The sequence below is a fragment of the Burkholderia sp. 4NA327C6 genome, assembly GCF_005502655.1.
Lineage (GTDB): Bacteria > Pseudomonadota > Gammaproteobacteria > Burkholderiales > Burkholderiaceae > Burkholderia > Burkholderia contaminans.
This window is the reverse complement of the sequence record NZ_SCNZ01000006.1, coordinates 207,155-225,851: the sequence shown is the minus strand read 5'-3', so window position 1 is coordinate 225,851 and position 18,697 is coordinate 207,155. Positions and strand designations below refer to the sequence as shown.

General features: G+C 66.6%; 22 protein-coding genes. 9 read left to right on the top strand and 13 right to left on the bottom strand.

Going from position 1 to position 18,697, the window contains the following annotated elements; translation table 11 throughout:
- Nucleotides 1-12: 12 nt before the first annotated feature.
- Nucleotides 13-723, top strand: a complete 711-nt coding sequence (locus FFS49_RS09130) for a DUF2939 domain-containing protein (RefSeq protein WP_105815870.1) — start codon at nucleotides 13-15, stop codon at nucleotides 721-723.
- Between the two features lie 97 nt (nucleotides 724-820).
- Here FFS49_RS09130 and FFS49_RS09125 read toward each other — a convergent pair whose 3' ends face one another.
- Complete coding sequence (locus FFS49_RS09125) at nucleotides 821-1,318, bottom strand: universal stress protein (protein WP_039358765.1); 498 nt, start codon at nucleotides 1,316-1,318, stop codon at nucleotides 821-823.
- 340 nt (nucleotides 1,319-1,658) lie between these two features.
- On the opposite strand from FFS49_RS09125, the gene nodI reads away from it, so the two are divergent.
- The gene (gene nodI / locus FFS49_RS09120; protein WP_105815871.1) at nucleotides 1,659-2,573 is read left to right on the top strand and encodes a nodulation factor ABC transporter ATP-binding protein NodI; all 915 of its coding nucleotides are present in this window, start codon (nucleotides 1,659-1,661) and stop codon (nucleotides 2,571-2,573) included.
- A 6-nt stretch (nucleotides 2,574-2,579) separates the two neighbouring features.
- Nucleotides 2,580-3,413 carry an ABC transporter permease gene (locus tag FFS49_RS09115; protein ID WP_105815872.1) on the top strand — a complete coding sequence of 278 codons (834 nt, stop codon included), beginning with the start codon at nucleotides 2,580-2,582 and terminating at the stop codon, nucleotides 3,411-3,413.
- Nucleotides 3,414-3,449: 36 nt separating this feature from the next.
- Here the strand turns inward: FFS49_RS09115 and FFS49_RS09110 are convergent, their stop codons facing one another.
- The 4 genes from FFS49_RS09110 to FFS49_RS09095 form a co-directional block, all read right to left on the bottom strand.
- Nucleotides 3,450-3,872 carry a hypothetical protein gene (locus tag FFS49_RS09110; protein ID WP_039358772.1) on the bottom strand — a complete coding sequence of 141 codons (423 nt, stop codon included), beginning with the start codon at nucleotides 3,870-3,872 and terminating at the stop codon, nucleotides 3,450-3,452.
- A 101-nt stretch (nucleotides 3,873-3,973) separates the two neighbouring features.
- The gene (locus FFS49_RS09105; RefSeq protein WP_105815873.1) at nucleotides 3,974-5,032 is read right to left on the bottom strand and encodes a permease; all 1,059 of its coding nucleotides are present in this window, start codon (nucleotides 5,030-5,032) and stop codon (nucleotides 3,974-3,976) included.
- Nucleotides 5,029-6,156 carry a tRNA 2-selenouridine(34) synthase MnmH gene (gene mnmH / locus FFS49_RS09100; RefSeq protein WP_105815874.1) on the bottom strand — a complete coding sequence of 376 codons (1,128 nt, stop codon included), beginning with the start codon at nucleotides 6,154-6,156 and terminating at the stop codon, nucleotides 5,029-5,031. The genes FFS49_RS09105 and mnmH overlap by 4 nt, the downstream gene beginning before the upstream one ends.
- Nucleotides 6,157-6,220: 64 nt before the next feature.
- Nucleotides 6,221-7,174: a LysR family transcriptional regulator gene (locus FFS49_RS09095; protein WP_039358780.1), complete on the bottom strand. Its 954-nt coding sequence runs from the start codon at nucleotides 7,172-7,174 to the stop codon at nucleotides 6,221-6,223.
- 166 nt (nucleotides 7,175-7,340) lie between these two features.
- On the opposite strand from FFS49_RS09095, the gene FFS49_RS09090 reads away from it, so the two are divergent.
- A complete protein-coding gene (locus tag FFS49_RS09090) occupies nucleotides 7,341-8,762 on the top strand; it encodes a M20 family metallopeptidase (RefSeq protein WP_039358782.1) in 1,422 nt (473 codons plus the stop codon).
- Between the two features lie 35 nt (nucleotides 8,763-8,797).
- A complete protein-coding gene (locus tag FFS49_RS09085) occupies nucleotides 8,798-10,084 on the top strand; it encodes an MFS transporter (protein WP_105815875.1) in 1,287 nt (428 codons plus the stop codon).
- 77 nt (nucleotides 10,085-10,161) lie between these two features.
- Here the strand turns inward: FFS49_RS09085 and FFS49_RS09080 are convergent, their stop codons facing one another.
- Together FFS49_RS09080 and FFS49_RS09075 are read right to left on the bottom strand one after the other, a co-directional pair.
- Nucleotides 10,162-11,214: an NADP(H)-dependent aldo-keto reductase gene (locus tag FFS49_RS09080; protein ID WP_105815876.1), complete on the bottom strand. Its 1,053-nt coding sequence runs from the start codon at nucleotides 11,212-11,214 to the stop codon at nucleotides 10,162-10,164.
- Between the two features lie 147 nt (nucleotides 11,215-11,361).
- Nucleotides 11,362-11,799, bottom strand: a complete 438-nt coding sequence (locus FFS49_RS09075) for a PaaI family thioesterase (RefSeq protein WP_039358790.1) — start codon at nucleotides 11,797-11,799, stop codon at nucleotides 11,362-11,364.
- A gap of 178 nt (nucleotides 11,800-11,977) precedes the next feature.
- Here FFS49_RS09075 and FFS49_RS09070 point away from each other — a divergent pair, with 178 nt between their 5' ends.
- The gene (locus FFS49_RS09070) at nucleotides 11,978-12,466 is read left to right on the top strand and encodes a helix-turn-helix domain-containing protein (RefSeq protein ID WP_105815877.1); all 489 of its coding nucleotides are present in this window, start codon (nucleotides 11,978-11,980) and stop codon (nucleotides 12,464-12,466) included.
- Between the two features lie 340 nt (nucleotides 12,467-12,806).
- On the top strand, nucleotides 12,807-13,430 hold the full coding sequence (locus FFS49_RS09065) for a phospholipase D family protein (RefSeq protein WP_105815878.1): 624 nt from the start codon (nucleotides 12,807-12,809) through the stop codon (nucleotides 13,428-13,430).
- A gap of 106 nt (nucleotides 13,431-13,536) precedes the next feature.
- Here FFS49_RS09065 and FFS49_RS42555 read toward each other — a convergent pair whose 3' ends face one another.
- Nucleotides 13,537-13,755, bottom strand: a complete 219-nt coding sequence (locus FFS49_RS42555) for a hypothetical protein (RefSeq protein WP_083417743.1) — start codon at nucleotides 13,753-13,755, stop codon at nucleotides 13,537-13,539.
- A 273-nt stretch (nucleotides 13,756-14,028) separates the two neighbouring features.
- Here FFS49_RS42555 and FFS49_RS09055 point away from each other — a divergent pair, with 273 nt between their 5' ends.
- Nucleotides 14,029-15,000, top strand: a complete 972-nt coding sequence (locus FFS49_RS09055) for a sensor domain-containing diguanylate cyclase (protein ID WP_105815879.1) — start codon at nucleotides 14,029-14,031, stop codon at nucleotides 14,998-15,000.
- 66 nt (nucleotides 15,001-15,066) lie between these two features.
- Here the strand turns inward: FFS49_RS09055 and FFS49_RS09050 are convergent, their stop codons facing one another.
- From FFS49_RS09050 to FFS49_RS09030, 5 genes are all read right to left on the bottom strand, one after another.
- Nucleotides 15,067-15,540, bottom strand: a complete 474-nt coding sequence (locus FFS49_RS09050; RefSeq protein WP_027787493.1) for a VOC family protein — start codon at nucleotides 15,538-15,540, stop codon at nucleotides 15,067-15,069.
- Nucleotides 15,541-15,696: 156 nt separating this feature from the next.
- Complete coding sequence (locus tag FFS49_RS09045) at nucleotides 15,697-16,239, bottom strand: aspartyl-tRNA synthetase (RefSeq protein ID WP_105815921.1); 543 nt, start codon at nucleotides 16,237-16,239, stop codon at nucleotides 15,697-15,699.
- Nucleotides 16,240-16,417: 178 nt separating this feature from the next.
- Nucleotides 16,418-16,660, bottom strand: coding sequence for a hypothetical protein (locus FFS49_RS09040; protein ID WP_105815922.1), 243 nt, complete (start codon nucleotides 16,658-16,660; stop codon nucleotides 16,418-16,420).
- Between the two features lie 208 nt (nucleotides 16,661-16,868).
- Entirely contained in the window at nucleotides 16,869-17,177 is a 309-nt protein-coding gene (locus FFS49_RS09035) for a phosphatidylserine/phosphatidylglycerophosphate/cardiolipin synthase (protein ID WP_039359025.1), read from the bottom strand.
- A 46-nt stretch (nucleotides 17,178-17,223) separates the two neighbouring features.
- A complete protein-coding gene (locus FFS49_RS09030) occupies nucleotides 17,224-17,607 on the bottom strand; it encodes a VOC family protein (protein ID WP_105815880.1) in 384 nt (127 codons plus the stop codon).
- A gap of 86 nt (nucleotides 17,608-17,693) precedes the next feature.
- On the opposite strand from FFS49_RS09030, the gene FFS49_RS09025 reads away from it, so the two are divergent.
- A complete protein-coding gene (locus FFS49_RS09025) occupies nucleotides 17,694-18,437 on the top strand; it encodes a DUF695 domain-containing protein (protein ID WP_105815881.1) in 744 nt (247 codons plus the stop codon).
- The last annotated feature ends 260 nt before the right edge of the window (nucleotides 18,438-18,697 follow it).

Here is an 18,697-nt window from a genome sequence, read left to right as displayed (position 1 = left end):
ACCGGAGGCAACGTGACCGGATCCTCGGGCCGCACGTGGCGGCTCAAACCCCTGCTGATCGTCGTGCTGGCCGTCGCCATCATTGTGGCGATCGGCTATGCCTACGCGTCGCCGTACGTCGCGCTCGGTCGCCTGAAATCGGCAATCGATGCGCGCGATGCGCAGGCCATCAGTGAATATGTCGATTTCCCGTCGCTCCGCATCAGCCTGAAGCAACAGGTCACGGAGGAATTGATGCGCCGGATCGACGCGGTGAAGAAGAACAATCCGTTCGCGGTGATCGGTGCGCTGATCGGATCTGCACTGATCGGCCCGCTGGTCGATGCATACGCGACCCCGGAAGGCGTAGCCGCGCTGATGAGCGGATTGCCGCCGCGTGGCAATCCAGGCGAGCGTCCACCTGAATGGTCGAATCTGCCGCCGGGCGGCAATGCACCGGCAGCACCGGCGGCCAATCCGGCTCCTCCGGCAAGCGCAGCCGCTCCGGGTAACAACGCGGCCGCTACGCCCGCGTCATCGCCACCACCCGCCGCTGCTGCACCGGCCAGCCCGGCCGATGCAGCGCATGCGCCTCGCCAGCAGCAAACCAGCGCCAGTTACCGGAACATCGATGAATTCGTGGTGACTTACCAGCGCAGTGCCGACGGCACGCGCTATGCGGCGATATTCCACCGCTCCGGCCTGTTCTCGTGGAAGTTGTCCGCGATCGACCTGCACGCTTGACCGGTCCTCGGTGGCCGCGGTCAGCGCCCGCCCCACGGACGTGGCACGATGCCCGGCCGGCGCGATTCGCCGGTCAGGCAGTCGTCGAATCATTGGATCATTTGCCGTTCGCCGTGGCCGCTTCACGCTCCCGCGCGATTTCTTCCTTCTGCTCCTGCGCCGACGAACACGCCACCAGAATGCTGCAGTTCACGCGATCGAGCAGTTGCGTGTTGCCCGACCCCATCCACCATCTGGACAACCCGCTACGGCACCGATGGCCGACGACGACGAGGTCGGCCTTCAGCTCCGTCGCGAGATTCGCGATTTCGTCGATCGGATAGCCGAACGCGAAATGGCCCTCGGCCTGCACGCCGCGCTCGCGCAGCCAGTTCACCCCTTCCTGCAGGATTTCACGCGCGGTTTCCTCGAACCGGCCGCACGCGACGTCGGTCAGCAAACCCGCGCTCTGCGCAATGCTCGAGCGCATGTCGACTACCGACAGCAAATGCGTCTCGGCCTTCAGGTCCATCGCGAGATTGGCGCCGCAACGCAGTGCCTTGCGTCCTTCGAGCGTGCCGTCGTAACACAGCAAAATCTTGTTGTAGCTAGCCATGAAACCTCCCTATCGCAACAACGAGCCTACGCATTCATCATGGTGCGCCGCAATTCAGGACGCAAGGGATGGAAAACGCTGATTCGCCCCGCTCGGCTCGTGCGCGATGATGCAGTGCACGATCGGTGCGTACAGGCATCGCACCGTGCAGGCATGCCCTGAAGAGACGCAGTCGATGCACTAGAATGGCTCGTTCGTACTCCAGCGGGCCATCAGGCGCCGGCGTCGTGCGCTTCGGTCATGCCCGTGTGACACGCAGTCGTCCGATCGGTTCGTCAACCGGCCACGCATCCGGCAACAGCGGAACGCTTCCGCGCCCGCCTACAACGACAACATGCCCATGTCCGTTGCACCGATCGATTTCCGGAACGTCGAAAAGCGCTATGGCGACAAGCTCGTCGTCAACGGCCTGTCCTTCACCGTCCAGGCCGGCGAATGCTACGGCCTGCTCGGGCCGAACGGCGCCGGCAAGACCACCACGCTGAAAATGCTGCTCGGCCTCACGCATCCCGATGCAGGCACCATTTCGCTCTGCGGCGAACCGGTTCCATCGCGTGCACGGCATGCGCGCCAGCGCGTCGGCGTCGTCCCGCAATTCGACAATCTCGACCCCGACTTCACCGTGCGCGAGAACCTGCTCGTCTTCAGCCGCTACTTCGGCATGTCGGCGCAGGCCGCGCACGCGCTCGTGAAACCGCTGCTCGAATTCGCGAAGCTCGAGAACAAGGCCGATGCGAAGGTCGGCGAGCTGTCGGGCGGCATGAAGCGCCGCCTGACGCTCGCCCGCGCGCTCGTCAACGATCCCGATGTGCTGGTGCTCGACGAGCCGACGACGGGCCTCGACCCGCAGGCGCGTCACCTCATGTGGGAGCGGCTGCGCTCGCTGCTCGCCCGCGGCAAGACGATCCTGATCACCACGCACTTCATGGAAGAAGCCGAGCGCCTGTGCGACCGCCTGTGCGTGATCGAGGAAGGCCGCAAGATCGCCGAAGGCGCGCCGCACGCGCTGATCGAATCGGAAATCGGCTGCGACGTGATCGAGATCTACGGGCCCGATCCGGCCACGCTGCGTGACGAGCTGTCGGCGTTCGCGAAGCGCACCGAGATCAGCGGCGAGACGCTGTTCTGCTACGTGAGCGATCCGGAACCGCTCAGTGCGCGACTCAAGGGTCGCACGGGGTTGCGCTATCTGCATCGCCCGGCCAATCTTGAAGATGTGTTCCTGCGGCTCACGGGCCGCGAAATGCAGGACTGATCGATCATGGATGTCCGCAACTATTCGACCGCCGCACCGTCGGCACCACCGCGCGTGTCGCGCTTCGCGATCGCGATGCCCGCGAACGCGACCAACTGGATCGCCGTCTGGCGGCGCAACTATCTCGTCTGGCGCAAGCTCGCGCTCGCGTCGATGTTCGGCAATCTTGCCGATCCGATGATTTATCTGTTCGGGCTGGGATTCGGGCTCGGGCTGATGCTCGGCCATGTCGACGGCGTGTCGTATATCGCGTTCCTCGCGGCCGGCACGGTCGGGTCGAGCGTGATGATGTCCGCGAGCTTCGAGTCGATGTATTCGGGGTTCTCGCGCATGCACGTGCAGCGCACGTGGGAAGCGATCATGCATACGCCGCTCGCGCTCGGCGACATCGTGCTCGGGGAAATTGTCTGGGGAGCCAGCAAGGCGATGCTGTCGGGGGCCGCGATCATGCTCGTCGCGGGGGCGCTCGGCTATGCGCAGTTTCCGTCGATGCTCGCGGCGCTGCCCGTGATCGCGCTCGCCGGCCTCGCGTTTGCCAGCATCGCGATGATCGTCACGGCGCTCGCGCCGTCCTACGATTTCTTCATGTTTTTTCAGACGCTCGTGCTGACGCCGATGCTGCTGCTGTCGGGCGTGTTCTTCCCGACCACGCAGTTGCCGCCGATCGCGCAGCATGCGGCGCAGGCGCTGCCGCTCGCGAATGCCGTCGAGCTGATCCGGCCCGCGATGCTCGGCCGGCCGGCGACCGACGTCGCACTGCATGTCGCGGTACTCGCCGGTTACGCGGTCGGCGGATTCCTGCTGTCCGCGTGGCTGTTCCGACGGCGGATGATGCGCTGACGGCCGGCGCACGTGCGCCGGCTTCCTGCGACGACGTTATTCGTCGTCGTCGCTCCACGGAATCTCGACGTCGGTCAGGAACGCGACGGTCGCGAGCGGGCCACCTTCCTGGCGGCCGAGCTTGCCGTCCGCGCGATGCCATTCGACGCGGAACTGCGTGCCCGGATCGTCGGCAACCAGATAGACCGAGCGCAGCTCTTCCTTGTCGGCTTCGGCCACCGGGCCGTCGAACGACACCAGCAGCTTCTGCGGCCACAGCCCGTTGACCGGATCGTAAATGCGGTCGCCCTGCGGAATGTCGATGCTGGCGTCGACGCCGATCGTTGCGGAGGCCTCGATGATCATCGTGCCGAGTGCGTGCAGCACGGCAGTCGCCCGCGCGGAATTGGCCTGGCGGATCGCGAGATCGCCGCGCGTCAGCGCCTTTTCGAGTCGAGGATGGATCTTCGGTTGGGTCATGCGTTTTCCTGTTTGCTTCTTGTAAATGGCGCCGCACGCGTGAAACGGCGGCGCCGGATGAATATGACGATTGCGCCCGTCGAGCGCACCGCTCGCTCGCGTCAGAACCCGAGCGCGACCGCGAGCAGGCCGCTCGCGATCCCGAATACGACGACGAGGATCGCGACGATGGCCAGCATGTAGGGCTTGAACGAGCGCGCGAGCATCGCGAGCGACGGCACGCTGATCGGCGGCAGCGTCATCAGCAGCGCGGCGGCCGGGCCGACGCCCATGCCGAGCGACAGCATCGCCTGGATGATCGGCACCTCGCCGGCCGTCGGGATCACGAACAGCATGCCCGCAACCGCGAATGCAATGATCCAGCCGAGATGATTGCCGATGTCCGGGCCGATATGCGGGAACAGCCACGCGCGCGCGGCGCCGAGCAGCAGCACGAGCACGATGTATTCGGGCACGAGCCGCGCGGCCATGCGCGCAAGCAGCTTCATCCAGCGAACGAACGGGTTGCCGGCCGCAGCCTGCTCGGCCGCCAGCGCGGCGAGCTGTGCATCGTCGATGCTGCGGTCTTCCGGACGTGCAATGCGGTTCAGCAGATAGCCGATCCCGAACACCATCGCGATGCCGAGCACGAGGCGCAGCGCACTCCAGTGCCAGCCGAGCACGAAGCCCATGAAGACCAGCGCCGCCGGGTTCAGCACCGTGTTGCCGAGCCAGAACGCGACCGCGCCGCCCGGCGATGCATGGCGCGCACGCAGCCCCGCGACGACCGGCGCCGCACAGCACGTGCACATCATGCCGGGCAGCGACAGCAAGCCGCCCGCGGCGACACTGCCGAAGCCGGTGCGGCCGAGCACGCGCGCAACCCAGTGTGCCGGCAGCAGCGCCTGCACCGCCGAACCGAGCAGCAGGCCCAGCACCATCGCCTGCCAGATCGCCTTGCCGTATGCCCACGCGTAGTCGAGCGCGGCCTTCAGCGACGGCTCGGGCGCGGACGCCGACGTGCCCATCAGGATCGACTGGCCGATCGAATGATGCTCGGCGGCCACGAACGCCTTGTTGTAGTACGGGAACCATTTCACGTAGAACAGGCCCGCGACCGCGATCAGCAGGAAGGTCATCCAGCCGAGGGCCGGACTGGGTTGGGTGCGTGTGGTTGTCATCGTATGGTCGTCGATTGGTCTTGGTCGGTTTCGGATGTCGCGCCCGCGGCAAGCGCGGCCGATGCGGGCAACCCGGCTTGCGCGAGTTCGGCCAGCAGCGCACGCGCCTGGTCGCGCCCATCGGCGGCATTGGGCCGGAATTTGAACGTCAGCGCCAGGTTCGGCTTGTTGTAAGTCGCGCGATAGGTGCGCGCATAGGCGGGATCGTAATGCTTGTCGATCAGTTCGGTGAACAGTTCGGCCCGTGCGTCCGCATCGATCAGCGCCTTCCAGTGCGTCACCTGTTCACGGCTATGCAGGCCGATCAGCCGATGGAGCTGCGCCTTGAACGCATCCGGTTCGTCGAACAGGTGTGCGTAATCGTCGAGAAGGAATGCGATGCGCTCGTCGTGCGCCGCGTCGACATGCACCCACGGCCCCGCGTGAAATGCTTCGATCAACGCAATCGGCAACTGCACGAGCCCGATCCGGCGGCTTTCCGACTCGACGAACACCGGCCATTCGGGGTCAAAACGACCGAGTGTTTCGACGAGCCCCGAATCGAACCCCTTCTGCGCCGGCTGCGGCTTGCCCGGCAGCGCGCCGAGCAGCGAGCCGCGATGGCATGCGAGCGCCTCGAGATCGAGCGTCTGCGCGCCAACGTCGCGCAGCGCGTTCAGCAGGCGCGTCTTGCCGCAGCCCGTATGGCCGACGAGCGCGATGTAGCGAAAGCGCGTCGGCAGCGAGTCGAGCGTCGCGCACACCGACTGGCGGTACGCCTTGTAGCCCCCGTCGAGCTGGCGCGCCTTCCAGCCGATCAGGTTGAACCAGGTCGTCATCGAACCCGAGCGCTTGCCGCCGCGCCAGCAGTAGATCAGCGGCCGCCAGTTGCGCGGCCGGTCGGCGAATGTCGTGTCGAGATGGCGCGCGATGTTGCGCGCGACCATTGCCGCGCCGACGCGCGTCGCCTCGTACGGCGAGACCTGTCGGTACATCGTACCGACGAGCACGCGCTCCTCGTTGCTGAGCACGGGCGCGTTCAGCGCGCCGGGGATATGATCCTCGGCGAACTCGAGCGGCGTGCGCACGTCGATGATCTCGTCGAACTCGCCGGCGCGATCGAGGGTGACAATCAGGTTCTTCAATTTGGCGTCGAACAGGGGCGATACGGCTCGAGGAGCCGCATGGGCGCGGAAGGCGGATTGACGATTATCTCACGGGCCGGCGTCTCGGGCCGCGCGCGGCAGTCGGCGGCGCCGACGCGGCCTGCATCGCGTCGATCAGATGGTCACGGAACGCGCGAACCGACGCGGGCAGATCGCGCCCCGCCATCGTCTGCACCTGGATGCTGCGCTCGCGCAGCTGCGGGTTCGTCACGGGCACGACGACGAAGCCGTCCGCGGCGCATCGGTCGCGCACCGACAGCAGCCCCGTGAACATCACCGCGCCCGTGCGCCGCGCATAGCCGTACATCGCCGCCGTGTTGTTGCTCGTCAGTTCGGGCTCGAGCAGCAGCCCGTCGAGCGCGCACGCGATGTCGATCAGCTGGCGCACCGTCGTGCCGGCCTCGGGCAGCACGTGCGGGTGACGCGCGACATCGGCGAGCGACACGGCTTCCCGCGTCGCGAGCGGATGGTCGTGCCGCACCAGCGCGAAAATCGGCGCGCGCTCGGTATGGTCGACGCGCACGCCCTTCTCCGGCGCGAGGCTGAAGCTCAATGCGATGTCCACATCGCCGTCGCGCACGCGCCGCGTCGCGTCCGCCGGCGACACCACCCAGACGGAGAAATCGACACCCGGATGGCGCGCCTTGAAGCTGGCGAGCGTGCCGGGCAGGAAGTCGATCGCGAACCCTTCCGAGCACGCGATCTTCAGCAGGCTGCCGTGCAGCGCATCGAGCCCGCCGATGTCCTTCATCACGTGCTCGGCCTCCAGCAGGCTGCGCTGCGCGAACGCCAGCAGCCGCTCGCCCGCCTCCGACAACGCCATCCCGCGCGGCCGGCGCTCGAACAGCGGTGCGCCAAGCTCGCTCTCCAGTTTCGCGATCTGGCGGCTGATCGCCGATACGGCCACGTGCAGCCGCGCGGATGCGTCGCTGATCGAGCCGGTGCGCGCCACTTCGACGAAATATCGCAACGCGAGGCCATGCAGGAAAGCCGCCATCGTTCTGTCTCCGCCCGGCTGCCTGCCGTGCCGCTTTGCCTTTTCGGCAAAGAAAGGTTCGAAATTCGATCATTGTGACAAAAAAAACGGCTTCCTAGAATCGATCGCACTTCACGCTGCCTGCCCGATCCGGCGCATGCGGCGAAGCCGTCAGAGGAGACACGACTTGAGCCGTACCGCCGCCATCCAGCACGCGCTGAACCAGTTCGAATCCGGTGCGTTCTTCACGACCCTGAGCCGCCGCGTCGGCCTGCGCACCGAAAGCCAGGAAAGCGGCAACGGTGCCGCCCTGCGCGCCTACCTGACCGACGAGATCGCCCCCGAAGCCGCGCGCCTCGGCTTCACGTCGCGAATCGTCGACAACCCCGTCGACGGCGGCGGCCCGTTCCTGCTCGCGTCGCGCCACGAAGACGACGCGCTGCCAACCGTGCTGATCTACGGGCACGGCGACGTCGTGCGCGGCTACGACGCGCAGTGGCGCGCACCGCTGTCGCCGTGGACGCTGACGGCCGACGGCGACCGCTGGTACGGCCGCGGCAGCGCCGACAACAAGGGCCAGCACACCATCAACCTGGCCGCGCTGGCGAGCGTGCTCGACGCGCGCGGCGGCCGGCTCGGCTTCAACGCGAAGCTGCTGATCGAGATGGGCGAGGAAACGGGTTCGCCGGGCCTCGACGCGCTGTGCCGCCAGGAGCGCGACGCGCTCGCGGCCGACGTGCTGATCGCGTCCGACGGCCCGCGCATCGCCGCCGCGCGCCCCACGGTATTCCTCGGTTCGCGCGGCTCGGTCAATTTCAAGCTGACCCTGCGCGCCCGCGATGGCGCGCATCACTCCGGCAACTGGGGCGGGCTGCTGCGCAATCCGGCGATCGTGCTCGCGCATGCGCTCGCGAGCCTCGTCGACGCACGCGGCGCGATTCGCGTCGCGGGGTTGCGTCCGCCGCCGATCCCGGCCGCCGTGCGCGATGCACTCGCCGACCTCTCCGTCGGCGGCGGCCCCGGCGATCCGGCGCTCGACGCCGACTGGGGCGAGCCCGGCCTTACCGCGGCCGAGCGCGTGTTCGGCTGGAACACGTTCGAGATCCTCGCGTTCAAGGCCGGCAACCCCGAGCACCCCGTCAATGCGATTCCGCCCGCCGCGTACGCGCACTGCCAGTTGCGCTTCGTCGTCGGCACCGACTGGGAAGCGCTGCACGCGCATCTGCGCGCGCACCTCGACGCGCACGGCTTCGCCGACATCGAGATCGACGTCGAACGCGGCGCACCGGCGACGCGCGTGCCGCCGGACGATCCGTGGGTCCGCTGGGCCGTCGCGTCGCTCGCGCGGACCACCGGCAAGAAGCCCGCGATCCTGCCGAATCTCGGCGGCACGCTGCCGAACGAAGTGTTCGCCGACACGCTCGGGCTGCCGACGCTGTGGGTGCCGCACTCGTACCCGGCGTGCTCGCAGCACGCACCGGACGAGCACCTGCTCGCAAGCGTCGTCAGCGAGGGGCTGCAGATGATGGCCGGCCTCTTCTGGGATCTCGGCGACGACGCGCCGACCGCTCGCCGCGCGGCGCCCGCCGCGGCCGGCGCCGCCCTGTAACGCGCTTCGCCCCTTTCACGGGACCTGCATACACGATGAATACGACCACCCTGACCTCGCAGGAAGCCGCCCGCCCCAGCGCCGCGAAGATCCGGCGCATCATCTTCGCGGCGTCGATCGGCAACGCACTCGAATGGTTCGACCTGATCGTCTACGGCTTCTTCGCGGTCACGATCGCCAAGCTGTTCTTCCCCGCCACCAGCGAAGCGACGTCGCTGATGCTTACGCTCGGCACGTTCGGGCTGTCCTACCTGATCCGGCCGATCGGCGGCTTCGTGCTCGGCGCGTACGCGGATCGCGCGGGCCGCAAGGCGTCGCTGCTGCTGTCGATCGCGATGATGATGGCCGGCACGCTGCTGATTGCGCTGATGCCGACCTACGCGTCGATCGGCATACTCGCGCCGCTCGGGATCATGCTGTCGCGGCTGATGCAGGGCTTTTCCGCGGGCGGCGAATTCGCGAGCTCGACCGCGTTTCTCGTCGAGCACGCACCGCAGCGGCGCGGTTTCATGTCCAGCTGGCAGTTCGCAAGCCAGGGCCTCGCGACGCTGCTCGCATCGGGCTTCGGCGCGTTGCTGACATCCACGCTGACGACCGCGCAACTCGAAAGCTGGGGCTGGCGGGTGCCTTTCCTGTTCGGGCTCGCGATCGGCCCGATCGGGCTGTACATCCGCCGCTACGTCGACGAAGGCGTCGAGTTCAAGACGCAGGCGCGCTCGGAAGCGCCCGTGCGCGAGCTGTTCGCGCAACAAAAGGTGCGGGTGCTGCTGTCGATCGGCGCGCTCGTCATCTCGACCGCGATCAACTACATGATCCTGTACATGCCGACTTACGCGATCAAGCAACTCGGGCTGCCCGCATCGACGGGCTTCGCGGCCACGCTCGCGACCGGTTTCGTGCTCACGCTCGTCACGCCGATCGTCGGCCATCTGTCGGATCGCACCGGGCGGATCCGAATGATGGCGGTCGCGGCGGTCATGATGCTCGTCACCGTGTACCCGACGTTCGCGTGGCTCACGCGTCACGCGTCGTTCGCGACGATGCTCGCCGCGCTGGTCTGGATCGGTGCGCTGAAGGCGATGTACTGCGGCGCGCTGCCGGCGCTGATGGCCGAGCTGTTCCCGTCGCAGACCCGCGCTACGGGGCTCGCGGTCAGCTACAACACGGGGGTCACGGTGTTCGGCGGCTTCGCGCCGTTCGTCATCACCTGGCTGATCAGCGCAACCGGCAACCGGCTGTCGCCGGCGCTCTATCTGATGGGCTGCGCGCTGCTGAGCCTCGCTGCGCTGTTCGTCGCGCGCACCCGGCTCAAGATGCGATAACGGAAGAAACGGCGGCGCAGGGCTGTGCCGCCGGTGCGGCCCGTCGCGGCATCGCTGCCGCGCGGGCCGGGCGCCATTTACGGCGCAGGGTTCGGCTGCAGTTCGTGCAGCGCGTCGATCTCGGCGAGGACCTCGTCGGACAGCTTCACGTCGACGCTGCCGATGTTCTCCTTCAACTGCTCGAGTGACGTCGCCCCGATCAGGTTGCTGCGCGTGAACGGCCGGCTGTTGACGAACGCAAGCGCGAGTTGCGCAGGCGACAGCCCGTGACGCCGCGCGAGCGCGACATAGCGCGACGTCGCCTCGACTGCCTGCGGCTTGCTGTAGCGCTGGAAGCGTTCGAACAACGTGATGCGTGCGCCGGCCGGACGCGCGCCGTTCTCGTACTTGCCGGACAGCCAGCCGAACGCGAGCGGCGAATACGCGAGCAGGCCGACGCCGTCGCGGTGCGTGAATTCCGACAGCCCGTTCTCGAACGTGCGGTTCAGCAGGCTGTACGGATTCTGGATGCTCGCGATGCGCGGCAGCCCGAGCTTCTCGGCCGCGCGCAGGAACTGCGCGACGCCCCAAGGCGTTTCATTCGACACGCCGATCGCGCGCACCTTGCCGGCCTTCACGAATTCCGCGAGCACGCCGAGCGTTTCCTCGATCGGCACCGTGTAGGCGTCGTCGACCCACGGATAGGCGGGACGGCCGAACGTCGTCGTGCTGCGATCGGGCCAGTGCAGCTGGTAGAGATCGACGTAGTCGGTCTGCAGGCGCTTGAGGCTGCCGTCGAGCGCTTCGGTCAGGTTCTTGCGGTCGAACTGGTTGCCTTCGCCGCGGATATGGCGCGGATTGTGCGGCTGCCGCGCCGGCCCGGCGATTTTCGTCGCGAGCACGATGCGCTCGCGCTGCGCGCGATGCTGCGCGAGCCAGGTGCCGATGTACGCCTCGGTGCGCCCCTGCGTATCGGGTTTCGGTGGCACCGGATACATCTCCGCGGCATCGATCAGCGTGACGCCCTGCCCGATCGCGTAGTCGATCTGCTCGTGCGCATCGCGCTCCGAATTCTGCTCGCCCCACGTCATCGTGCCCAGGCCGATCAGGCTGACCTCGATGCCCGAATCGCCAAGTGTGCGGTATTCCATGCTGTTCCTGTCGCGTCGGTGGAAAGCAGGAACGCTATCACATTGAAGCGACCGCTTCAGACAGGCCCCGCCTACGCTTACAGCCGGCCTTCGGCGCCGGGAAGGAGGTTCACGCGGCGGCCCGGGCGATGGCGTTGCCGCCCGCGGTTACTGCGGCCGCTGGATGAAGCAGGTTGCCGACGCATGCGCGACGATCTTGTCGTCCGCGGTCTTCAGCGTGCCCTCCGCGACGCCCAGCGAGCGCGACAGGTGAATCACGCGCCCTTCTGCGACCAGGTCGACATCGCGCGGCACGGGCCGCAGCATCTTCACATGCAGATCGACCGTGCCGTAGCCGACGCCCGCATCCAGCATCGAATGCACCGCACACCCGGTGACCGAGTCGAGCACCGTCGCGGCGAACCCGCCGTGCACGCCGCCGAGCGGATTCAAATGCCGGCCGTCCGCCCGCGCCGAAAATTTCACATAACCGAGCTCGACGTCGAGCGGACGCATCGGGATCGTCTCGGAAATCGATGCGAGCGGCGCATCGCCCGATACCGCCGCGCGCAGCAGATCGAGACCAGACAGGGAAAGCGGGTTCATCGGGTTGTCTCCGGGTTGAAAGCGCGTCGCCGCGCTAGTAAGTTCTAAATTGGAACTGATTATTGACAACGACCGCTGCCGTTGTCAACGTGGTCGGGCCCGTTGCAACCGAAGACGGGTTCTATAATCGAACCCACTGTTTCGCTGAACCGCAGCAAAGGATGCAAGAGACTCGACGATGAAATGGGATGACATCGGCACGCTGAACTGTTCGGTCGCGCGTACGCTCGCCGTGCTCGGCGACCGCTGGACCATGCTGATCCTCCGCAACGCGTTCCTCGGCTGCCGCCGCTTCGACGCGTTCCAGACCCAGCTGGGCCTCACGCGCCATGTGCTGGCCGAGCGGCTCGCGCGACTCGTTGACGAAGGCGTGCTGTTCAAGCGCGCGTATCAGGAGCGGCCGCCGCGGTTCGAATACCGGCTGACCGACAAGGGGCTCGATCTCTACCCGACCCTGCTCGCGCTGACGGCGTGGGGCGACCGCTGGAAAGACGACGGCCAGGGGCCGCCGGTGCTGCTGCGTCACCGCACTTGCGGCCAGTTGATGCATGCGGTCACCGTATGCTCCGCGTGCGGCGAACCGCTCGACGCACACGACGTGCAGCCGGAGCGTGGCCCCGGCTGGATCGCAGCCGAGGCAGCCGGGGCGCCCGCGGACGAGCATTGATGCAGCGTCGTGCAGCCGTGAATGAACGCGTAACGTCCACGGATCGTTAGTCGCACTCACGCTGCTGTTGCGTGCCGCGTCTAGCCCGCCCGGCTGCACTCGCGCAGGGCTCGTACTCTCCCACTCCGCCAGCAACGCACGCCCAATCGCGCGCTGCCATCGCCCGCATCCTCTGATCAACGCGATCACGCACGCGAATCCCGCACAACGCAACTTTGCGTCACCGCCTCTGCCATCGCGGTCATCGCGATGACGCATCCCGTCTCATCCATGCGTGACCGGGCCGCCACGTCTGCGTTACACTCACGGCCCGCTGTCTCGAAATTGTTCGCTGTCCAAGATGTTGTTGCGCAATCGCCTCGCCGCTGCCTGTCTCGCCGCCTCCCTGCTCGCCACTCCGTTCACCGCCTTCGGCAAGACGCAAAGTGAATCACTGCTCCAGCAGGCGATCGACCTCGTGTCGCGTTGGCTGCCGGCCCCCACCCACGAAGCACCCGCGAGACAGGTCGTCGAATCGGCGTTTTCGCCCGACGGCGGTGCCGAAGCGCTCGTGCTGAAAGCGATCGGCGCCGCGCGCAGCTCGATCCGCGTCGCCGCGTATTCGTTCACGTCGCCGCCTGTCACGCGCGCACTGCTCGCCGCCAAGCGACGCGGCGTGAATGTCGCGGTGGTCGTCGACGACAAGGGCAATCGCGCAAAGAGCAGCAAGCAGGCGTTGAACCTGCTCGTCAACGCCGGCATTCCGACGCGGACGATCGACGCCTATGCGATCCATCACGACAAGTACCTCGTGATCGACGCCGAGCACGTCGAAACGGGCTCGTTCAACTACAGCGCATCGGCGGCCAGCCGCAATTCCGAGAACGTCGTCGTGGTATGGAACAACCCGCAACTCGCGTCGCGTTATCTCACGCACTGGCAAAGCCGCTTCGACCAGGGTACGCCGTACCGCTCCAGCTACTGAGGCAGGCCGCGGGGCGCTCGCCCCGGGTTCGATCCGCCGTGCTGCTGATGATCGACGAGCGCGGCGCGAAGCTCAATTCAGCCGAATGGCCAGCGCGCCGCCACACTCAATGGATGTCGGGCGTCCGTCCGTTCGCCGCACCGGCGTGCGTCGTCGGTGCACAGCGATTCGTCTGTCCGCTCGTGCCGCTCGCCGAAGACGTCGGCGAGCCGCCGGGCAGCGCGCTGCTCACGCAAACGACGCCGAATGCCAGCGTGTTCTGAACCATCGGATAAAGAAGATACAGCGCAAACGCGAGATAGCCCGCGTACAGAAATCGAACCATGGTGCGATGGGTAGCGATGGGAAGCGATGAACGAATGGACTCGCCCTGTTTACGGCACTGCGCCGCGCACCTTGAGCTACCGCGCCTCCGATTTCGCGTTGGTGCGAAAGCCGGGTCCATGACGCCCGCTTCTCCCCCCATCTGCATCGATTCGTGCCGGGGCGAAACCACCGGCAGGCGGATGTGCAACGTGGCGATGTGCCGAACAATGCGCGATACTGTCCGACATACGCCCCCTAACCGGCCTCGCAGCCGGGAGAAAAGACCAGGCCCATGCAAATCGCACCGAAACCAGCCGACGAGGCGGCCCGGCTCGATACGCTTCATTCGCTCTCGATCCTCGACACGCCGCCCGAAGAGCGCTTCGATCGCCTGACGCGTCTCGCACGCAGGCTGTTCGACGTACCGATCGCCCTCGTCAGCCTCGTCGACGACGATCGCCAGTGGTTCAAGAGCCATGCCGGGCTCGACGTCGCGCAAACGTCGCGCGACGTGTCGTTCTGCGCCCATGCGCTGCTCGAGGGCAATACGATGGTGATTCAGGATGCGTTGAACGACAACCGCTTCCACGACAATCCGCTCGTCACCGGCGTGCCCGGCATCCGGTTCTACGCCGGTCGACCGCTCACGGCACCGAACGGCGCACCCATCGGCACGCTGTGCCTGATCGATACACGGCCGCGCTCGCTCGAACCCGACGAACTCGCGCTGCTCGGCGATCTCGCCCACATGACCGAGCGCGAGATCGCCGCGCTGCATTTCGCGACCACCGACGAACTCACGCAACTGACCAACCGGCGCGGCTTCGAGATTCTCGCCCGCCACGTGCTGAGCCTGTGCGATCGCCTCGACCGTCACGCGGTGCTGCTGTTTTTCGACCTGAACGATTTCAAGTCGATCAACGACCGCTTCGGCCACGCGGAAGGCGACCGCGCGCTCAAGGCATTCGCCGATACGCTGACGGGCGCACTGCGCGACAGCGACGTGATCGCCCGGCTTGGCGGCGACGAATTCGTCGTGCTGCTGAGCGCCACCGATCCGGCCGACGTCGCCGAGCCGGTCGAACGCGTGACACGTGCGCTCGCGCTGCGCAACGCGACCGACGCACGCGGCTATGACATCCGGTTCAGCGTCGGGCATGTCGACTACGATCCCGCACACCATCACGACGTGGCCGACCTGCTCGCCTCGGCCGATCAACGGATGTACGAGGACAAGCAGCGCGGCAAGACGGCAGGCACGTAAGCGCGGACGGACCGGGCGCAAGCGCCTGCCGCCGCCCTGCCGCTCAACTGCGGTTGCGTGGTTGCGTCAGCTTCCGCACGGCGGCGCGCTGGCCATGGCCTCCGCGATCTGCTCGGGCGTCAGGTCGCGCTGATGCGTCGCGAGCGACCAGCGATGGCCGAACGGATCCTCGACCTGTCCGTAGCGATCGCCCCAGAACATGTCGGCAGCCGGAATCGTGACCGTCGCGCCGGCCGCGACCGCCTTCGCAATCGCCGCGTCGGTGTCCGGCACGTACAGGTGCAGGCAGACCGGCGTGCCTTTCAGTGCCTTCGGCCCGAGCGCGCCATGCTCGGGCATTTCATCCACCAGCATCAGTGTCGAATCGCCAATCACGAGGCACGCGTGCGCGAGCCGGCCGTCGGGCATCGCCAGGCGAAACTGTTCGCTTGCATTGAACGCGCGCTTGTAGAAGTCGATGGCCGCTGCTGCGCCGGCGCAGATCAGGTGCGGCGTCAGTGTGCGCATTCCTTCCGGGATCGGTTTGACGGACGTGGACATGGGTGTCGCTCCTTCGGTCGGTTGTCGTATCGGAATCGGGACGGACGCGCGATGCGCACGCCCCCGATGCTACGACGGTCGAACCTGGCGGAAATCGACACCGCACCCGACATTTTTTTCTCGGATATCGGCACACGCGGGCTCCCGCGTCGGACGTCATCGACCTGGTCGGTCGGCCTCGTTGTCCGGTACGCCGAACTGCCGGCGGCATGCCTCCAGCAATCCGGCCACTGCATCGAGCGGCAGATCGGCAAACCGGGCGATCGGCAGCATCACGCCACCGGGTACCTTGTTGCGCGATGAAAGCGCCGAGAACTGGTAGCCGATATAGCGATTTCCGGCCACGCTGATGATCCGGAATTCGGTGACGTCGCGCCACGGCGTGACGGGTTGCTCGCGCAAAGCCCCGATCAGCCTGAAGCCCGTCTCGTCGACATGCAGCGCCATCCTGCGCCGCGACGACACGAAGAAGGCAGCCCCCGCCAGCGCCAGCAACACGGCCAGTGCCGCCACCGGCCATAGCGCCGGAGCAGCCGCATAACCGCACAGGGTCGCCACGGCCAGCATCGCGCACACGATCGCCCTTCGTCTCAGGCTCCGGCCGTCGACCGCCAGCGTCACCGGCAACTGACCGACGACAGTTCCCGCGTCGGGATCCACACGCCAGCCGGAATCGGAGGTTTCGCTTTCGTCGTTCATCGCGCAATCGCTCACATCGACGACAACCGGCTCATTGAGGTCGGACACCCGATCGATGCGCCGAGACAGGCGGCATGTCGACAGGAAATGATCGGAATCGACGAAGGTAAGCAACGACGCACGACAACGCGCCTTCGTCCGCGCGGAACGGGCCACGCTCCGTCGGCATCGATCATGTTCAGTTGCACACCTTGACGGTGCCGTTCGTCGTGCATTGACCAATGGCCCAGTGACTCTGCCCTGCCAGATGAGGTGCCTGGCCGACGCCACGGATCGGCTCGGACGTCGACGATGCCGGAACGGCCGCGGCAGCCGACGCGGTGTCGGGCGATGGCAGCGGAGGCAGCTCGGGCGCGGTCTGGCAAGCCGACAGCGCGAGACAAAGAGCGGATGCCAACAGGGCGATGAGCGGTCTGGACATGATCTCGTACGCGTTTGCGATATTCGCTTCCGGTAAAACGGGCTCGCTCAATATCACGTGCCCCGTCAGACCGTTCGGCGCAACCGCCGTTGCAGCATGACGGTCATCCAATGCTACTCCTCGCGATCGACGTCGCGCGAGCGGCCATTCGGCCAGCTGCCGCCATTCATGCGGCGGCACGCGCTCTCGCTGGCGCATGCCGGGCCGGTCAGATTTGCGGCAGGTCGCGCAAAGTGCGCGACTCGTTCGTTGCATCGATGTCGAGCTCGATACCTTCCGATGCATCGCGATACAACACGCGTTTCAGCCTGGGCCCGATCGCGGTGGCGTCCGATGCCGAGAAGATTGCGCGGACATCGTTTCCGGACGCGAGTGCACGCGCCACGTCCGCCACCGGCGCTTCGCTTGGCGTCGCCGCCCACGACCGGTCAGCCGGATTCACGGCCGCCCAGCGCACGTGCGTCACGCGCGCGCTGAGCGGATCGATTCGCACGCCATTCACCGCAAACGTCGACATCGGCATCTCCTTCGAATTTTTTGCGGTCAGCCGTACCGATGCGCGGTCACGGACTGCCCCAGATCTCGCAGACGTTTCCCGCCGGATCCGCCACGGAAATCGCGATCGTGCCGTCACCGTAGCCCCATTCGTTCAGGATACTGACGCGACTCGATTCGAGTCGCGCGACGGCTTCCGAGACATGCGCCACTTCGATGGCCAGCGCAATGCCATGGCCGGTCGGACGAAACTCAGGGTACGGAAACTTGCCACCGCTCCCCGTATGGATGGTCAGCGTCGCTCCATCCACGACAACGCGATACCACGGATTCCCCGCAGCCGACACGCCTTCGGCAAGCACGGGCAGCGCGAGCACCAACCGATAGAAATCCACCACCGCCCGGAAGCGGTCGTCTTCGACCGGCGCCAGGATGCCCAGACTCGCGATCATGTGCGCTTCTCCGGCCCACGCGATTTTCGATGATACATTGGGACGCTTTACAACCGTCAACAGACAATCGTGCACGGGAGAAACACATGACTGACGCCTGGGGAACCTTCCCTGCCAGAATGGGCGACCATCAGGCTTTCATCAGCTTCAATCACAGCTTTGCGGAAATCGCCGAAGGCGATCCGCGCACATCGCTGCTCAGCGTGCGCGTCCCCTTTGCGCATCCGACGCAGGAAGGCCTGCCGACCGGCGACGAATTCGCCGGTCTCGCGCAGATCGAGGATCTGCTCGACGCCACGATCACCGCGAAAGGGGGCGTGCAGGTTGGCCGCATCACCGTCGAAGGCCATCGCGATTTCCTTTTCTACGTGCCGTTCGACGCAGAGGCAGCAACGGAGATCGTCGACGCGCTGGCCGATCAGACGACGTACGCACTGCAGTACGCGCACCAGGACGATCCGGACAAGGAAGCGTACTGGCAGACGCTCTACCCGACCGATGACGACTGGCTGATCATGCGCGACATGCGCGTGCTGGATGAATTGCGGAAGAAAGGCGACGCCAGCGACATAAGCCGGCGCGTGATGCACTGGGCGTACTTCCCCGACCCGAGCGACGCGCATCAGTTCGCGGACTGGGCAGAATCGAAAGGCTATCCGGTCGAATCGGTTGCGCCCACCGAGGACGGCAAGTCGGCCGTACGGTTTTCACATGAAGGCACCACGGCGCTCGCCGACATCACGCGCCATACGATCGCGATCAACCACGAAGTGCGTGCACTCGGAGGGGATTACGACGGATGGGAAACCAGCGTCGAACAGGCTGGCTGAGCGGAGCGGCCTGCCCGCCGTGCGGCATGTGATGCAACGCATCCGGCGCAAAAAATATCCCGGCGGCATGCTTGCGCGCCGCCGGGACCAAGGCATCACCGGCCGAAACCGGCGATGGGCCTGAGGGTTCGCTCAGGCACGAGGAAAGCGATTCGTGCGGATCAGGCGAACGGATGCCGGGGCGCGCAATCGATGCGATCACGCCGCCCGCCGGACGCCTGTCCGGTTCCGTCGACGCAGCCTTCCCGCGTCGGACGGGC

What these genes read in the sequence shown, in the direction of transcription:
- FFS49_RS09125 (WP_039358765.1), bottom strand. Translation starts at nt 1,318, where the DNA reads ATGGCTAGCTACAACAAGATTTTGCTGTGTTACGACGGCACGCTCGAA.
- nodI (WP_105815871.1), top strand. Translation starts at nt 1,659, where the DNA reads ATGTCCGTTGCACCGATCGATTTCCGGAACGTCGAAAAGCGCTATGGC.
- FFS49_RS09115 (WP_105815872.1), top strand. Translation starts at nt 2,580, where the DNA reads ATGGATGTCCGCAACTATTCGACCGCCGCACCGTCGGCACCACCGCGC.
- FFS49_RS09110 (WP_039358772.1), bottom strand. Translation starts at nt 3,872, where the DNA reads ATGACCCAACCGAAGATCCATCCTCGACTCGAAAAGGCGCTGACGCGC.
- FFS49_RS09105 (WP_105815873.1), bottom strand. Translation starts at nt 5,032, where the DNA reads ATGACAACCACACGCACCCAACCCAGTCCGGCCCTCGGCTGGATGACC.
- FFS49_RS09095 (WP_039358780.1), bottom strand. Translation starts at nt 7,174, where the DNA reads ATGGCGGCTTTCCTGCATGGCCTCGCGTTGCGATATTTCGTCGAAGTG.
- FFS49_RS09085 (WP_105815875.1), top strand. Translation starts at nt 8,798, where the DNA reads ATGAATACGACCACCCTGACCTCGCAGGAAGCCGCCCGCCCCAGCGCC.
- FFS49_RS09080 (WP_105815876.1), bottom strand. Translation starts at nt 11,214, where the DNA reads ATGGAATACCGCACACTTGGCGATTCGGGCATCGAGGTCAGCCTGATC.
- FFS49_RS09075 (WP_039358790.1), bottom strand. Translation starts at nt 11,799, where the DNA reads ATGAACCCGCTTTCCCTGTCTGGTCTCGATCTGCTGCGCGCGGCGGTA.
- FFS49_RS09070 (WP_105815877.1), top strand. Translation starts at nt 11,978, where the DNA reads ATGAAATGGGATGACATCGGCACGCTGAACTGTTCGGTCGCGCGTACG.
- FFS49_RS09065 (WP_105815878.1), top strand. Translation starts at nt 12,807, where the DNA reads ATGTTGTTGCGCAATCGCCTCGCCGCTGCCTGTCTCGCCGCCTCCCTG.
- FFS49_RS42555 (WP_083417743.1), bottom strand. Translation starts at nt 13,755, where the DNA reads ATGGTTCGATTTCTGTACGCGGGCTATCTCGCGTTTGCGCTGTATCTT.
- FFS49_RS09055 (WP_105815879.1), top strand. Translation starts at nt 14,029, where the DNA reads ATGCAAATCGCACCGAAACCAGCCGACGAGGCGGCCCGGCTCGATACG.
- FFS49_RS09050 (WP_027787493.1), bottom strand. Translation starts at nt 15,540, where the DNA reads ATGTCCACGTCCGTCAAACCGATCCCGGAAGGAATGCGCACACTGACG.
- FFS49_RS09045 (WP_105815921.1), bottom strand. Translation starts at nt 16,239, where the DNA reads ATGAACGACGAAAGCGAAACCTCCGATTCCGGCTGGCGTGTGGATCCC.
- FFS49_RS09040 (WP_105815922.1), bottom strand. Translation starts at nt 16,660, where the DNA reads ATGTCCAGACCGCTCATCGCCCTGTTGGCATCCGCTCTTTGTCTCGCG.
- FFS49_RS09035 (WP_039359025.1), bottom strand. Translation starts at nt 17,177, where the DNA reads ATGTCGACGTTTGCGGTGAATGGCGTGCGAATCGATCCGCTCAGCGCG.
- FFS49_RS09030 (WP_105815880.1), bottom strand. Translation starts at nt 17,607, where the DNA reads ATGATCGCGAGTCTGGGCATCCTGGCGCCGGTCGAAGACGACCGCTTC.
- FFS49_RS09025 (WP_105815881.1), top strand. Translation starts at nt 17,694, where the DNA reads ATGACTGACGCCTGGGGAACCTTCCCTGCCAGAATGGGCGACCATCAG.